We start from the raw sequence: 14,560 nt of genomic DNA, 5'->3' as shown, positions 1-14,560 counted from the left end.
ATGAATAGCTTATCTAAACCATTCACTTAGTTATCATCTCTTCTCTTTTTATATTGAAAAGGTATTGATTGAATTTGGAGGACCAAAATGAATTACAATACAAACTCAAGTGTACGTTTACTTATTTCTTGTCATGATCAACCTGGAATTGTCTCTGCTGTTTCAACGTTTTTACATGAGGCAAAAGCAAACATCGTTCAATCGGATCAATACTCTACAGATCCTTCTGGCGGAATGTTTTTTATGCGTGTGGAATTTGAAATGCTAGAGAACTCTTTTGATATCGATTTACTTCGTACTGCATTCACAGAGATTGCAAGCCCTTTTCAAATGGACTGGCGTATGGAGCTAGGTTCAAGGAAGAAAAGAATGGCTATTTTTGTTTCAAAAGAAGACCATTGCTTGCTTGAACTTTTATGGAAATGGCGCGCACATGAAATTGACGTTGATATTCCTATTGTCATAAGCAACCATCCCGACTTAAAAGAACAGGTAGAAGCGTACGGTATTCCTTTCGTGCATATTCCTGTAAGCAAGGAAACAAAAGCAGAGGCCGAAAAAGAAGCCATTCAACAACTTCACGCACATAACATTGATTTTATCGTCTTGGCTCGATATATGCAGATTCTATCTCCTGACTTTGTTGGAACATTTCCACAAAGAATCATCAATATACATCATTCATTTTTACCCGCTTTTATCGGTGCCAATCCGTATGCGAAGGCATTTGAGCGTGGGGTGAAACTGATTGGAGCAACTGCTCATTATGTAACGAATGATTTAGATGAAGGACCTATTATTGAACAAGATGTCCTAAGAGTAAATCACCGTTATACTACTGAACGATTGCGTATAGCTGGAAGAAACGTTGAACGAATCGCCCTTGCAAGAGCGGTAAGCTGGCATGTCAATGATCAAATCATTGTTCATGGAAATAAAACGGTTGTTTTTTAATTTTAGACATCCCCTATTAGGAGGGCACTGAAAAAGGTACGATTTTCACCTTTTTCAGTGCCCTTAAAACAATATTTCATTAAAAAATCGTCGTTTGTATACAAATTTAGTATATTAGAGTAATTTGCATTAAAGAACTTACCCTTTTAAGAGCTGTAGTTCACGATTAATGTAGTCGAATTCTTCCTCTTCCATAGGTGGATCTAGGTAGATTAATTGAGCCCCTCCTTGAACATCTGGAAGCTGGGACTCTCCATATGTACGAAGCCATAGATATAATGACTCTCGCAACCCACTTTTGGCATCTTTTACCGTTTCGCCAAAACTCACACATCCATCTAATTGATCAATTTCAATCATCATTTCTATTCCACCTTGCCAATCTTTCACTTCTCTAACTCTCCATGTGAAATCTTCTGGCCTGTATTCTCTTACTTCGCGATTTTCTCTTGTTGTCAACATAACTCTCCTTTCTTACTTAAATTTTCCGTATCACAAAAAAAACGCACTCGTAATTATACTTTCTCTAGTTCTCTAGATCAACTTTCCATCTCATCTATATCTTTATTCTCGTCTACTTGCCTTCTAAATGAATGGGTATAACAATGAGTAAGCAGTGCCGCTGTCACCTTCATTTGTTGGCTTTTAAGCGGCGAAGGATGTTTACGCAGTTTTTCATACCAACTCGAGAAATTTCTGCGATCAATAAATTCCACTTTTGCACCTTGTACTTTGTTATCAATCATGCTATTTTTTGAGACAACAACATTTCTTACAGGAAAGACAAGGCCTTCTTCTTCAAGTACCCCTTTCACTACTCCAGTCATCCGTGACAATGATATAAGGGGGCTTAATCGCTTTTGTCGTGTCTTATTCACATATTCAATCCAAAACCGCTCCGAACTCGCTTCAAAAACACTATGCTCCTCCCCCTCTAATAAAGAAATACAATAGATCTCAGTCGGACTTATTAATAAAATCTCTAGTTGGATCGGGGCATGCTTAACGGAAAAAACAGGCATATACATAAGAAAATAGTTATCAGGCATTTTCTGCGAAAAAAAACGAAGCCATTCATCTCTTCTATACTTCGGATGTAACGATGACTCTTCTAATAAAGATGAACTTGCCCATTGCAATTGTGAATGATACAAATCACGTAAAAACTCATCTTTTACTTCTTCTATGCTCATTTGTTTCAAGTGTTCATTTTGATTTTCTATTTCAACTTCTACGTCTTGCTTCCTCTGTGAACGTTTGGACCAATTTTTCACTTTATGAAACATCCCTAAAAATCGACTTTGCTCTGTCTCTTTTTCATTATCAACAAATTCTATATCAGTAAGTGAATCATAATTCGCCTGTTCCCATTCAGATTTTATGTAATACCACCGTTCCTTTTTCATTCTTGTGAATTGACTCGGATAACGGTTTAAATCAAATTGGTAACGAGAAATATAATCTTCTAGTTTGACTAAATGGGCCACACTCGTACCTCCAACTTTTCTATTCAAAAAATCAACTATATCCTTAGAATCGTACCATGTATATTAGTAAAAAAGAAAGACGATAAATGGACCAATAAATGAAACAATAATGGCACTAAGAGTCATCGCAACGGAACTGGCAGCCCCTTCTTTTTCACTATTCTCGATTGCTTTTGCTGTTCCAATAGCATGTGCACCACTTCCTGTACCAAGACCCTTGCCAATAGCATGATCAATCTTACACAATTTAAACAAGTAAGGAGCCATCACAATACCTCCAACACCTGCAACCATGACCAATATGGCGGCTATCGGAGCAATTCCCCCTAATGTAGTAGCGATGTCCATAGCTACAGGAGTAGTGACAGACTTAGGAACGATTGAATAAACAAGTTCCTTCTCAATTCCTAACCACTTTGCCATCATCAGACCGCTTACGATTCCAACAATGGCTCCTGTAGTCACACTAATCATAATGGGCGCAAAGTTTTGTTTAAGCATGGAGAACTGTTTATACAAAGGCAAAGCTAGTGCAACAACCGCCGGTCCAAGGAGCATTTCTAACCAACGTCCCCCTAGAGAATACGTTTCATATGGAATTTGAAATACAACTAACACGATGATCAGTACAATTGTGGATGTTAACAATGGAAGCATATACGGAAAAGGATAACGTTTATACAAAACTTTGGAAGCGAGATAAATGCCAATTGTGACCATTATAAAAATAACACCTAGTAGAATTTTCATTGTTTATCAACCTCCTTTTTCTTCACAAGAGTTTGGCCCACAATTCCAGAAACAGCCATCACAATCAACGTACTCACGAATGTTATCAAGATTAATAGAAATCCACCACCAGAGAACACATCGAGAAATTGTAATATCCCCACTGTCACAGGCAAGAAAAGCAGTGGCATATGTCTTAGAATAAACGAAGAGCCTTCCTCAATATAGCGAAGCGGAAATAGTTTCATAGATAATGCTAAAAATAATAGCAGCATACCGATAATGCTGCCGGGTATCATCAGTTCAAAATAACGTTGAATACCAACACCTAACAAATAAAAACAAGTTAAAACGGCTATATGAATACTGATCCTTATGACTATCATTGTTTTTCACCAAGTGGAAACCTTTCTATCGTTTTATATTTAGGTGTTTCAGTTAGAACACTTTGATAAAGGACAATGTCACTAACAAGCCACTGCTCTTTTGCCATTATCCCTTCTTGATCAGGGACATATGGTTCATCTCCCACCCATTTCCGAGCTAACGTAATATGAGGAGAAAAAGCTCGTTTATCAAGTGAAAAACCTGCTTCTACACAAATGGTGAAAATATCTTGTTGCAGACGATAGAGCTTTGGTTCGTCTTTTACCCCTAACCAAAAAATCCTCGGATTTGTTTTAGACCCATATGTTCCAAGTGCAGAAGTTTCTAATGAGAATTCTCCCCAATTGCTTAGCAAAGAACGACAACTCGCTTGAACTTTTTGCAATTGCTCGTTTGTACAAGCCCCTAGAAACACAAGCGTCAAATGTAAGTCTTCTTCGTGTACCCAGCGTTTAAAAGGATACGTCCTCTGCGTAAAAGAATTCTTCACTTTGCTTTTTACATCTGCCGGCAAAGGTACGGCAATAAAATAATGTGATTGCATATGTTCCACCCCTTCCTCATTAGGTTGACCTTCTACATTCATTTTACTCTTTCCCTATCTATTAGGAAAACTCGTTTTTTCTATGATAAAATGAATGTAGTAAATATGAAAGAGGAAGTGTATTCATGACTGTTGTTACAAACATTGCAGAATTAATTGGACGAACTCCTTTAGTCCGTTTAAATCGTATCCCTGATCCAAATGGGGCGACTGTTTATTTAAAAATGGAAATGCAAAACCCCAGTGGAAGTGTGAAGGACCGAGCAGCTTATAATATGATGATTCAAGCTGAAAAAGACGGCCTTCTAAAGCCAGGTGCAACGATTATCGAGCCAACAAGTGGCAATACTGGAATTGGTATTGCTATGAATGCGGCCGCAAGAGGTTATCGTGCTATTTTAACGATGCCAGATACGATGTCAGCCGAGCGTATTAACATTTTAAAAGCATACGGAGCTGAAGTCGTCCTCACTCCTGGTGATGAAAAGATGCCTGGTGCGATTGACAAAGCCCATGAACTTGCAAAAGAAATACCAAATAGTTTTATTCCGATGCAATTTGAGAACGCAGCAAACCCTGACGCTCACCGTTATACAACTGCGCTTGAAATTAAGCAATCGCTTGATTCCATTGGCAAAAAACTTTCTGCCTTTGTTGCTGCTTCTGGGACGGGAGGAACAATAACAGGCACTGGTGAAGAATTACGAAAACATTATCCGGAAGCCTCTATTCATGTTGTCGAACCAGCAGGATCTCCTGTTTTATCCGGAGGAAAGCCCGGTCCCCACAAGTTAGTTGGAACAAGTCCAGGATTTATTCCTCCTATCTTAAATGAAGAAGTCTACAATGAAATTTTAAAGATTGAAGATGAAGACGCGTATCGTGTAACCCGTGATTTAGCAAGATTGGAAGCTATTTTAGTCGGGCCGTCTTCTGGCGCAGCTTGCTTTGCTGCAATGGAAGTTGCGAAACGACTTTCACCTGATGACGTTGTTGTAGCGATCGCTTGCGACACCGGAGAGCGCTACCTTTCAACGGATCTATTTCAATTTGAAAAATAATAATATCCAATAATCGATACTCGTTTTACTCATAAATAAGGCTACTGAAGGTGAGACTCCCTTTTTCAGTAGCCTATTTTTCTTATGCTTTTGCTAATTCATAAATGGCTTCGGCATAAATCGCCGTCATCTTCATCAAATCATCGATAGCAATGTATTCATCCTTCTTATGAGCCACATCTTCTCTTCCAGGAAACATAGGTCCAAACGCCACACCTGTTTTTAATGACCTTGCATACGTTCCCCCACCAATTGCTAACAAATTCGCTTCTTCTCCTGTTTGACGCTGATATACCTGTTGTAAAGTTTTTATAAGAGGATGATTTTCCTCTACATAATTAGGTCCCATATGATCGTGAATCGTAAAAGTGGCATGCTGACTATTTGCGACCCGTTTGAGTTGATTCAAGCATTCCTCAGCAGAAGCGGTCACTGGATAACGTATATTTAAGCCAACTTTGGCTTCTTTCTTTTCTTGAAACTTCAACAAACCTGCATTCATCGTTAATGGTCCTGATGCTTGATCACTTACTGCAATTTTCAACCCTGTCCCATCAAAGTCACAATACGTTTGAATAAAGCTTAAAAAGGCATTAGCCGATTTTTGAAAGGTCCATTTCGCTAAAAATTGTGCAAGAGACGTTCCTGCATTTAAGCCATTTTCCGGAGTCGATCCATGAGCAGAAATGCCATAATACGTAAGATGCAATTCATCCTGCTCAACCTTCGCTTCTCCGTTATGCTGGTTGTTTGCGAGAAATTGTTTAAAATCTGTTTCCATGTTATGAAAAATAGAAGAATCTCCTCTTATAATAGCGTGTGCTTGATCAGGTACCATATTGAACCGTTCTCCAGCTGAAAAGCTTGATAAAGCAACATCGGTTGCTGGTTCTTCCTCATTACTTTCCCAATTGAAACTCACATCTGTTATACCTTTTTCAGCATGAATGATCGGAAAATCAGCATCAGGAGCAAAACCGACTGTTGGCATTTCTTCATGCTTAAAGTAATGCTCCACACACCTCCAATTGCTTTCTTCATCCGTTCCTAGGATCATTCTTACTCTTTTATCGATAGTAAGACCTAGTTCTTTAACAATAAGCAAGGCAAAAAATGCGGCCATCGTAGGTCCTTTATTGTCTATTGCCCCCCGTGCATAAATACGTTCATCACGAATTTCCGCTGAAAATGGAGGGCTTGTCCAACCATTCCCTGCTGGCACAACATCTAAGTGACATAATATACCAACGCTTTCCTCTCCACTTCCGTATTCGATCACTCCAGCATATCCATCAAGATTTTTTACAAAAAATTGATTTTCTTCACCTTTTTGTAACAAATACTGTAATGCTTCAGCTATACCTTCTCCAAACGGGGAACCTTCTGCTATTGTAGAATCGTCTAAAACGCTTGCAATTTGTAGGAGTTGCTGTGTTTCTTTAATCAAGTTCTCTTTTCTTTTTTCAACTTCATGCATCCAATTTATAGTTGTCATCTTCACTCACCTTTCTAATTATTCGGTATATTTTCGTACAACGATTTTGCATAGTTGTTTGAATTATTGTAAAATAGATATATCAGGAATGAACCATGCTTCATTTGGACCACTTACAACATTACCTTTCTTACTTTGTAAAATCAATAGAGAGAAAGCGGTCCTTTAAGCTACTAAAAAGCAAAGAAACAACGTGAACACAGCGTAATAACATGCATGAATTTCCATGTTATTACATAGACTCTACCTAAGAACAAGTCATGATTATGAATAAGGAGTGGTTTTTTGAAAACTTCAACTGATCGTATGCTGACTCGTATTAAGTCTATCTACCTTTACATTAAACAAAGGGGGACCGTCACAACGAATGAATTAGTTGAAGAATTCGGGATAACCCAACGGACGATTCAACGTGACCTCAATGTGCTAGAGTACAACAACCTCGTTGAAAGTCCAACGCGTGGGAAGTGGAGTGCAACAAAAAAGAAAACTCGAGTTTCGTAATGAATGTGGTGTACTAGTGTACAACCATATGTAAATAGGTAGAGCAGAAAAGGTGTCCGAGGTTTATATAAACCACTGGAACACCTTTTTTATTTAGAGAGTAGCATGTCAATTTCTGATTCTGTTAGCTCTCGATATGTTCCTAACTCTAACTTCTGATCTAATTCAAGATTTCCAACCTTTAGACGCTTTAATGTGAGAACTTTCTTTCCAACCGCCTCAAACATTCGTTTTACTTGATGGTATTTCCCTTCAGTGATGGTTAGCTCTATTTCCGATATGGCTCCTTGCTTTTTAATTAGTAACTCAGCTGGCTTTGTCACATAGCCATCATCTAACGTTACACCTTCCTTAAACAACACCTTATCTTCCTCCGTCACCATCCCACTTACAGTTGCGAAATAGGTTTTAGGAACATGCTTTCTTGGAGACATTAACGCATGTGAAAACTGTCCATCGTTCGTAATTAAAAGGAGCCCTTCCGTATCTTTGTCTAGTCTTCCAACAGGAAATGGCTCATACATGGCATGTTCATACACCAATAAATCAATGACTGTCTCATGCTCGTCATCTTCTGTTGCTGAGATCACACCTTGAGGCTTATTAAGCATTAAATAAATATATGGTTTGTATTTCACTTCTTCACCAAAAACTGTTACTAAGTCCTCGTCTGGGTTCACATGGGTCTTTCCTTCTTTTACGACTTCTCCATTGACATGTACACTTCCTGATTTCATCAATTTCTTCACATCTTTTCGAGTCCCAAATCCCATATTCGCCAGTAACTTATCCATTCTCATTTCGTTCTCCCCCTTTCTCCTTCAATTGTTCAGCAATCTTCCGAGCAAATCCTCCTAAATCATTTGATTGATACGCGTCAATGACACCGTGAACTGTCTGATCAAATGTTTGTTTCTGAATGGCTGTAGGAATCTGATGCGCCGTCATCTCTTTTGATAATAACACACTCATTTGAATCGCAGCTTCGGTTGCTAGCTGATTGGCAAGTAAGACAGTGCTTTCTTCAGCAAGTTCAATTTGCATCGTTGGGAACCATTCTCTCAGCCGACTTTGTTCTTCCTTGTGATGAGGTGCAAGGACGAATAACCCCCGTGCCTCTCGTTTCACTATCTTTGCGTGTCCGGCTAACTTTAACGGTACAACTTTTTTGTTGTCTGACAGGCTCTTTACTTCCTCTTCATTTACAACGGTAGCCATATGAAAGATCGTTACATCGTTCCGTAGTGACCTTGCAAATCGTTGAAGAAAATCTGAATAGCCACTTTTCGGTAAACAAAGAAAGAGCTCCGTTGCCTTCGATAAATCCTGAGGTGTTGCTTTTTCCACATAGGAAAATTGTTGAAGTAAGCTATCCACAGTTTGCTCATTTCGACCAAACACATACATGTTCTCACCCTTCTTTAAAACGGTTAAAAGCATACTCGCAAGCCGACCAGAACCCACAATGATCTTCATTCTTTCCCCTCCATTAATGGTACAAGATAATGGCACAAGAACAAAAAGAAAGAGCTGTTAATCATAAGATTATCAACTCTTACATGCTCGTTTCTTCCGTTTCAAACATATAGTGCCTCGTTCGTATATTGACATTAAGAATAATCCCCATCGCTAACATATTGGTTAAGAGAGCACTCCCTCCATAACTAATAAACGGAAGGGCCAAACCTGTAATAGGCATCAAACCAATGGTCATGGCGATATTTTGAAATACTTGGAACACAAGAAGTCCAATAACACCAGAAACTAAGTAGGTCCCAAACAAATTATTACACGTTAATGCAATAATAATCATTCGGTAAAACAACAGAAAATACGTAACAATCAAGATTGTCGCACCGATAAAACCAAACTCTTCACCGATAACGGTAAAAATAAAATCAGTATGAATCTCTGGAATTCGATCACTTTGTGTTTGAATTCCTTGCATGAAGCCACTTCCATGCAATTGACCTGATCCAATTCCTCTCATTGCATTTACTAGCTGATACCCATATGAACCTTGATGTTCGTATGGATCTAACCAACCATAAATTCGATCTAATTGGTGGGACGCAATAAATTTAGTAAACAGATCAAAATTATGATTATGAAGCCAAACTAACGTGATAATGCCACCAAATACAGCTAATCCAAGGGCTGAAATAATTCTCCATGCTACACCAGACATGAGTAACATGGTCGCCATAATACTCGCAATAACGAGCGCCGTTCCTAAGTCTGGCTGTCTTAGTATTAAGAAAAACGGCGGAAGTCCAATCGCAATTACTTTCGCAACAATGATTAAATCAGATTTGAGATCTTTTTCTACTCGATTCGCCGTCACTCGGTACAGCATATGCGCCAAGGCTATGATTAGAAATATTTTCATAAACTCTGATGGTTGAATTTCTGCTGGACCTAAATCAAGCCAGCGTTGGGACCCATTTCGAAAAACTCCGAGTGGAGAAAAGGCAACAAGCAATAATAAAGTAATCCCAATTCCGTAAAGTGGAATCGAAAAGTTTTTAAACATATCGTAATCAACCAACATCACACCAACCATAACTACAATTCCCACAACAAACCAAATGATTTGACGTTTTACATAATAGGTTGGATCCTCACTAAAATACTGACCAGACCCACTATAAATAGCGAGCAAACTAATGCACATGAGCACAAACAGCAGAAACAACAACGTATAATCCAACTGTTGAAAGCCCGTTTTCCTTTCTTCCATTGTATCCTCCATCTATAAGAAACAGCTCTCTGACTTTTCCTACGAAGCCGAAAGCTGTGTTTCTTCATTGAAATCTTTCAGTCTTTTTTGACGGATGTTATTCCGCGAAATATTGGCTAAAATAGCCAACGAAATGAGTGTAAAAAATAAAGATGAACCACCATTACTAACTAACGGCAACGGAATCCCCGTTATTGGGAGCATGCCTGTTACAGCTCCAATATTAAAAATAATTTGAATGGCAATTTGAAACACAATTCCAAATGCTAGCAAGCTTCCAAAAGGACTCTTGCACCGTGCTCCTATTCGTACACCTTTAATCAAAATGATTGTATGCAAACCTAAAACAATTAATACTCCTAACAGTCCTAGTTCTTCTGCTACAATGGCTAAAATAAAATCGGTATGAGCCTCAGGTAAGTAATAAAGCTTTTGTACGCTTTGTCCTAGTCCTGTTCCACTAAGGCCTCCATGTGCCATAGCAATATAGGATTGAATGACTTGATGACCATCTCCTGTTGGATCAGCAAACGGATCTTGATACGATGTTAGACGTCTCACACGGTAAGGTGCTGACATGGCAAAAACACCAAAAAGAGTCACACCGACTACCCCAAGTCCAATCAAATGCCTCCACTTTGCTCCTGAAAAAAAGACCAGAAAAAAAGTAACGAGTAAAATGGACGTGGCAGTCCCTAAGTCTGGTTGCATCATAATTAATCCAAACACAAATCCAACGACAACTAGTGGCGGCATAACACCTTTCACAAACTGATCAATATAGGCTTGTTTTTGTGAATATACTTGAGCTAAATAGATGATCATACCAATCTTAACAAATTCAGATGGCTGTACCCTCATTGGACCTAATTGAATCCAGCGCTGAGCTCCTCCAATCGTCACTCCAAGCCATGGTAACAAAACGAGAAATAACGAGACGATTGATAGGAGTATAATGATTGGAGATAACTTTCTGTAAAACCGATACGGGAAATGCATCACAATTAAGAAAGCAAAGATAGCTAGTACAAACCAAAGCAACTGACGTTGAATAAACGAGTATGCGTTTGGAACAGTTTGTCCTAACCCGATCGGATAACTTGCACTAAAGACCATCACCAATCCAAATGCAGCTAAAAGGAACGTAGTGATGATTAACAACCAATCATTATCTTTTCGAAATGAATATTTCATCGCGCCCCTCCTGCTCTAGCAATCATTCATTTACCACGAAATGGCTGTATTTAAAGCAAGAAAGAAAAACCTAAGTTTGTTCCACCTTACTAATTAATTTCCTGTAGACCATTCTCTATTATAACAAACCGTATTTATAAGCAAAAGAGGCTTTCCTTGGTAAAGAATGTCGAATTAAAGTCTTCCCTTACCAAATAACGTATAGATCGGGTTAAGAAAGTCCGTCTAATAACAACTAAAAAGATCTATCCCTCTTCTCTTTCTCTTTGTTTTCTTCTATTTAATACGTTAAACCTCGCGCCAAGTACTTGTCCTGCTAAATGAGAACGATAGCTTAGATAGAGATAAATACCAGCACCAACTAAAATTCCACCAAATAAGCTTGGGAAGGCACGTAATTGAGAAGTGATTGGAATGATCGTTTGGATCCCCATGTTGACAAAGATAACAGCCACTGCCATCGCAGCTGTAAAAACAACGATTAACAAAGCGCGTTTGACAATTAATTTATAACTAAAATTGGCATACTTCCCAATAGCCCAAACCGTAACGGAAATAGAAGCGGCATATCCCAAATACGTCGCTAACACTCCCCCAACAGGTCCAAGCATCGATAAGAACCAACTATTGGTTGCAAGTTTTAGTAGCAAGCCAATACAAAGAGCAAGAACAGCGATGTTTTGTTTATTCATCCCTTGTAAAATAGCTGCTGTAACAGCAAAAAGGGAGAAGAATAGTGTAATGGGAGCATAATAACGCAAAATGTATCCTCCCACTTCAAAGTCTGATAGCCCATAAAGAGCTCCAAATGCTGGATAAGCAAGGACTGACATACCTACAGCCGCGGGAATCGTCAAAAACAAAATGACCTGATACGTTTGTGTAATTTGTTTTTGTAACAAGGCATGATCATTTGTTGTAAACGATTTTGTAATCGTTGGAATGAGTGTAATTGATAGAGCTGTTGCTAATGCCATTGGTATTAAGATGATTTTATGAGCTGTATTGGAGAATACCGCGAACGCAATTTCTGATTCGTCTTGCGTCAAATGGGTGCCAATTAACGTGTTGTTAAATGTAAATAAATCGATTAATTGATACAATGGAATCGCAAGACCAACGAATGATAAAGGCAGAGCATAGGAAATGAGCTCTTTATACATGTCTTTTAACGACAATTGATGATCAACCGTACTCTTTTCAAGCTGCTCATGGATCAATGTTTTTCTTTTGAACCAATATGTGACCAAAACAGCCAGTCCTCCAAGGGCACCAACAAATGCACCAAACGTCGCAAATCCAACGGCTACCCCAATACTCCCTTCCATCATGTTCACAATTGAAAAAGTAATGGCCAAAATAAAGACAATCCGAACAATTTGTTCAATTACTTGTGAAACAGCGGTTGGACCCATTGACTGAAACCCTTGAAAATACCCACGAATAATCGACATGATGGGCACAATTAACAGTGCCACACTTACCATTCGAATCGTAAAGACGATTTCTTCAAATGTATTTCCTTTTTCTGTTGGGTTTTCAATAATCCATGGTACGATATACGGTGCAGCAAAAAACAAAATGAGAAAAGCGATTAATCCCGTAACAGACATGAATAACAAACCTGATTTAAATAAGCGATGCCCCGTTCGGTAATCTCCTAAGGAATTATATCTTGAGACAAATTTAGAGACTGCTAACGGAACCCCTAATGTCGCCAAACTTAACAAGACGGTATAGGGCAAATAACCATAAGAGTATAAGGCAATCCCCGTTTGGCCTACAATGGCTGTAAAAGGGAATATATAAATAAGGCCTAATATTTTAGATACAAATGTAGCGGCTGTTAACACCATTGTGCCACGCAATAATTTTGAATCAGACATAATTGAACCTACTTTCCAAGTACATACTTAATTAGAAAAGCAAATAAAACTCCTTCTGCATTTTACCATAGTCTTGAACGCGTTGCTCGTTTAACATCCATTCCTTTTTAAGAGGAAAAATGATACGGTATAGCAATATGTTAGCTGAAAGGTTATTTTCTTGGCTTTTTCACGTGGGTCCTCATCAGCCTACATACTATTCGTACACATAATTGTAAATACATAATTTTATATATGAGGTGAAAGCGATGAAGAAATACGATGTCATTGTCATCGGAGGAGGACCATCAGGTTTAATGGCTTCCATTGCAGCAGCTGAACATGGCGCTGCCGTTCTTTTATTAGACAAAGGAAATAAGCTTGGTCGTAAGCTTGCTATTTCTGGTGGTGGTCGCTGCAATGTAACAAATAGAATGGAGATCCAAGACTTAATTGCTCACATACCTGGAAATGGCCGTTTTATGCATAGTCCATTTTCTGTATTTAATAATGAGAACATTATTGAGTTTTTTGAAGGATTAGGGATTCAATTGAAAGAAGAAGACCGCGGTAGAATGTTCCCGGTTAATGATAAAGCCACAACTGTTGTTGAGACTTTGTTACGTCGTGTTCGAGAGCTTGGGGTCGATATTCGAACAAATACAACGGTAAACACCATCAATTATTCAGAGGAAGCTGTAGCAGAAGTGGTTCTCTACAGCGGTGAGGAAATTTCTACTTCAGCAGTTATTGTCGCAACTGGTGGAAAATCAGTTCCTCACACCGGAAGTACTGGAGATGGCTATCCATGGGCGGAAAAGGCAGGGCATACCATTACAGAGCTTTACCCTACAGAAGTACCCATCACCTCAAATGAACCGTTTATTCGTCAGAAGACTCTTCAAGGGTTATCGTTAAGAGATATTGAGCTTACGGTTTTCAATCCGAAAGGCAAAAAGATAAAAACGCATGATGGTGATATGATTTTTACTCATTTCGGTATTTCAGGACCAGCCGCACTAAGATGCAGTCAATACGTTGTAAAAGCCTTAAAAAAGTCACAAACAAAAACAGTGAAGATGGAAGTGGACCTCTTTCCTGCTGTATCAGAGGAGGCTCTTTTTCAGCAAGTTCTTTCCAAAGTAAAAGCTGAACCGAAGAAGGCATTGAAAAACATACTAAAAGGATTTGCCCAAGAACGATTTTTACTATTTGTATATGATCAACTAGATCTAGATTCACAAACTCAAGCTTCTACCATTTCACATGATGAATTACGTTCTCTCGTAAAGATGTGCAAGCATTTTGAGATCGAAGTAAACGGAACACTTTCCATTGAAAAAGCATTTGTTACTGGCGGAGGAATATCCATTAAAGAAATTGAACCAAAAACGATGCATTCCAAAAAGAAAAAAGGCTTGTTTTTCTGTGGAGAAGTATTAGACATTCATGGATACACAGGAGGATACAATATTACTGTAGCCTTTTCCACAGGGTACACAGCTGGGAAATCCGCAGCAGAGCAATTTGCTCACAGCTAATATCCACATTATCCACAACCTACCTCTTTTTTTAGTTAACATCTCTAAAAACTGTAACT

15 protein-coding genes are annotated in these 14,560 nt (G+C 38.7%); 4 read left to right on the top strand and 11 right to left on the bottom strand.

Annotated elements, in window-relative coordinates:
• The first annotated feature begins 87 nt into the window (after positions 1-87).
• Positions 88-954 (top strand): formyltetrahydrofolate deformylase, encoded by an 867-nt coding sequence (purU, locus tag N0O92_RS03795; protein ID WP_315613291.1) that lies wholly within the window; start codon positions 88-90, stop codon positions 952-954.
• 138 nt (positions 955-1,092) lie between these two features.
• On the opposite strand, the gene N0O92_RS03790 is transcribed toward purU, so the two are convergent.
• The 5 genes from N0O92_RS03790 to thpR all read right to left on the bottom strand — a co-directional run bounded on the left by N0O92_RS03790 (position 1,093) and on the right by thpR (position 4,101).
• Complete coding sequence (locus tag N0O92_RS03790; protein WP_315613290.1) at positions 1,093-1,413, bottom strand: type II toxin-antitoxin system HicB family antitoxin; 321 nt, start codon at positions 1,411-1,413, stop codon at positions 1,093-1,095.
• Positions 1,414-1,493: 80 nt separating this feature from the next.
• On the bottom strand, positions 1,494-2,441 hold the full coding sequence (locus N0O92_RS03785; protein ID WP_315613289.1) for an NERD domain-containing protein: 948 nt from the start codon (positions 2,439-2,441) through the stop codon (positions 1,494-1,496).
• A 63-nt stretch (positions 2,442-2,504) separates the two neighbouring features.
• Positions 2,505-3,191 carry an LrgB family protein gene (locus N0O92_RS03780; RefSeq protein WP_315613288.1) on the bottom strand — a complete coding sequence of 229 codons (687 nt, stop codon included), beginning with the start codon at positions 3,189-3,191 and terminating at the stop codon, positions 2,505-2,507.
• A complete protein-coding gene (locus tag N0O92_RS03775; RefSeq protein WP_315613287.1) occupies positions 3,188-3,556 on the bottom strand; it encodes a CidA/LrgA family protein in 369 nt (122 codons plus the stop codon). The genes N0O92_RS03780 and N0O92_RS03775 overlap by 4 nt, the downstream gene beginning before the upstream one ends.
• A complete protein-coding gene (gene thpR / locus N0O92_RS03770) occupies positions 3,553-4,101 on the bottom strand; it encodes an RNA 2',3'-cyclic phosphodiesterase (RefSeq protein WP_315613286.1) in 549 nt (182 codons plus the stop codon). Before thpR ends, N0O92_RS03775 begins: the two co-directional genes overlap by 4 nt.
• A 125-nt stretch (positions 4,102-4,226) precedes the next feature.
• On the opposite strand from thpR, the gene cysK reads away from it, so the two are divergent.
• Positions 4,227-5,162 (top strand): cysteine synthase A, encoded by a 936-nt coding sequence (gene cysK / locus N0O92_RS03765; protein ID WP_315613285.1) that lies wholly within the window; start codon positions 4,227-4,229, stop codon positions 5,160-5,162.
• An 82-nt stretch (positions 5,163-5,244) separates the two neighbouring features.
• On the opposite strand, the gene pepV is transcribed toward cysK, so the two are convergent.
• A complete protein-coding gene (gene pepV, locus N0O92_RS03760; RefSeq protein WP_315613284.1) occupies positions 5,245-6,657 on the bottom strand; it encodes a dipeptidase PepV in 1,413 nt (470 codons plus the stop codon).
• A 285-nt stretch (positions 6,658-6,942) separates the two neighbouring features.
• Here pepV and N0O92_RS03755 point away from each other — a divergent pair, with 285 nt between their 5' ends.
• Positions 6,943-7,161 carry a DeoR family transcriptional regulator gene (locus tag N0O92_RS03755; RefSeq protein WP_315613283.1) on the top strand — a complete coding sequence of 73 codons (219 nt, stop codon included), beginning with the start codon at positions 6,943-6,945 and terminating at the stop codon, positions 7,159-7,161.
• An 89-nt stretch (positions 7,162-7,250) separates the two neighbouring features.
• On the opposite strand, the gene N0O92_RS03750 is transcribed toward N0O92_RS03755, so the two are convergent.
• From N0O92_RS03750 to N0O92_RS03730, 5 genes are all read right to left on the bottom strand, one after another.
• The gene (locus N0O92_RS03750) at positions 7,251-7,961 is read right to left on the bottom strand and encodes a pseudouridine synthase (RefSeq protein WP_315613282.1); all 711 of its coding nucleotides are present in this window, start codon (positions 7,959-7,961) and stop codon (positions 7,251-7,253) included.
• Complete coding sequence (locus N0O92_RS03745; protein WP_315613281.1) at positions 7,948-8,637, bottom strand: NAD(P)-binding domain-containing protein; 690 nt, start codon at positions 8,635-8,637, stop codon at positions 7,948-7,950. The genes N0O92_RS03750 and N0O92_RS03745 overlap by 14 nt, the downstream gene beginning before the upstream one ends.
• Positions 8,638-8,716: 79 nt before the next feature.
• Positions 8,717-9,901 carry a rod shape-determining protein RodA gene (gene rodA / locus N0O92_RS03740; RefSeq protein ID WP_315613280.1) on the bottom strand — a complete coding sequence of 395 codons (1,185 nt, stop codon included), beginning with the start codon at positions 9,899-9,901 and terminating at the stop codon, positions 8,717-8,719.
• Between the two features lie 39 nt (positions 9,902-9,940).
• A complete protein-coding gene (ftsW, locus tag N0O92_RS03735) occupies positions 9,941-11,095 on the bottom strand; it encodes a putative lipid II flippase FtsW (RefSeq protein WP_315613279.1) in 1,155 nt (384 codons plus the stop codon).
• Between the two features lie 245 nt (positions 11,096-11,340).
• Positions 11,341-12,981, bottom strand: a complete 1,641-nt coding sequence (locus N0O92_RS03730) for a putative polysaccharide biosynthesis protein (protein ID WP_315613278.1) — start codon at positions 12,979-12,981, stop codon at positions 11,341-11,343.
• A 248-nt stretch (positions 12,982-13,229) separates the two neighbouring features.
• On the opposite strand from N0O92_RS03730, the gene N0O92_RS03725 reads away from it, so the two are divergent.
• Positions 13,230-14,501: a BaiN/RdsA family NAD(P)/FAD-dependent oxidoreductase gene (locus N0O92_RS03725; RefSeq protein WP_315613277.1), complete on the top strand. Its 1,272-nt coding sequence runs from the start codon at positions 13,230-13,232 to the stop codon at positions 14,499-14,501.
• Positions 14,502-14,560 lie beyond the last annotated feature (59 nt).

This window comes from Alkalihalobacillus sp. MEB130 (genome assembly GCF_032335535.1).
GTDB lineage: Bacteria > Bacillota > Bacilli > Bacillales > Bacillaceae_D > Halalkalibacter.
This window is presented reverse-complemented; position numbering and strand designations above follow the sequence as displayed.

Bases quoted from the DNA above. Each gene is read 5' to 3' on its own strand.
- N0O92_RS03775 (WP_315613287.1), bottom strand. From the start codon at position 3,556: ATGATAGTCATAAGGATCAGTATTCATATAGCCGTTTTAACTTGTTTT.
- N0O92_RS03725 (WP_315613277.1), top strand. From the start codon at position 13,230: ATGAAGAAATACGATGTCATTGTCATCGGAGGAGGACCATCAGGTTTA.
- N0O92_RS03780 (WP_315613288.1), bottom strand. From the start codon at position 3,191: ATGAAAATTCTACTAGGTGTTATTTTTATAATGGTCACAATTGGCATT.
- pepV (WP_315613284.1), bottom strand. From the start codon at position 6,657: ATGACAACTATAAATTGGATGCATGAAGTTGAAAAAAGAAAAGAGAAC.
- purU (WP_315613291.1), top strand. From the start codon at position 88: ATGAATTACAATACAAACTCAAGTGTACGTTTACTTATTTCTTGTCAT.
- N0O92_RS03750 (WP_315613282.1), bottom strand. From the start codon at position 7,961: ATGAGAATGGATAAGTTACTGGCGAATATGGGATTTGGGACTCGAAAA.
- thpR (WP_315613286.1), bottom strand. From the start codon at position 4,101: ATGCAATCACATTATTTTATTGCCGTACCTTTGCCGGCAGATGTAAAA.
- N0O92_RS03730 (WP_315613278.1), bottom strand. From the start codon at position 12,981: ATGTCTGATTCAAAATTATTGCGTGGCACAATGGTGTTAACAGCCGCT.
- ftsW (WP_315613279.1), bottom strand. From the start codon at position 11,095: ATGAAATATTCATTTCGAAAAGATAATGATTGGTTGTTAATCATCACT.
- N0O92_RS03745 (WP_315613281.1), bottom strand. From the start codon at position 8,637: ATGAAGATCATTGTGGGTTCTGGTCGGCTTGCGAGTATGCTTTTAACC.
- rodA (WP_315613280.1), bottom strand. From the start codon at position 9,901: ATGGAAGAAAGGAAAACGGGCTTTCAACAGTTGGATTATACGTTGTTG.
- cysK (WP_315613285.1), top strand. From the start codon at position 4,227: ATGACTGTTGTTACAAACATTGCAGAATTAATTGGACGAACTCCTTTA.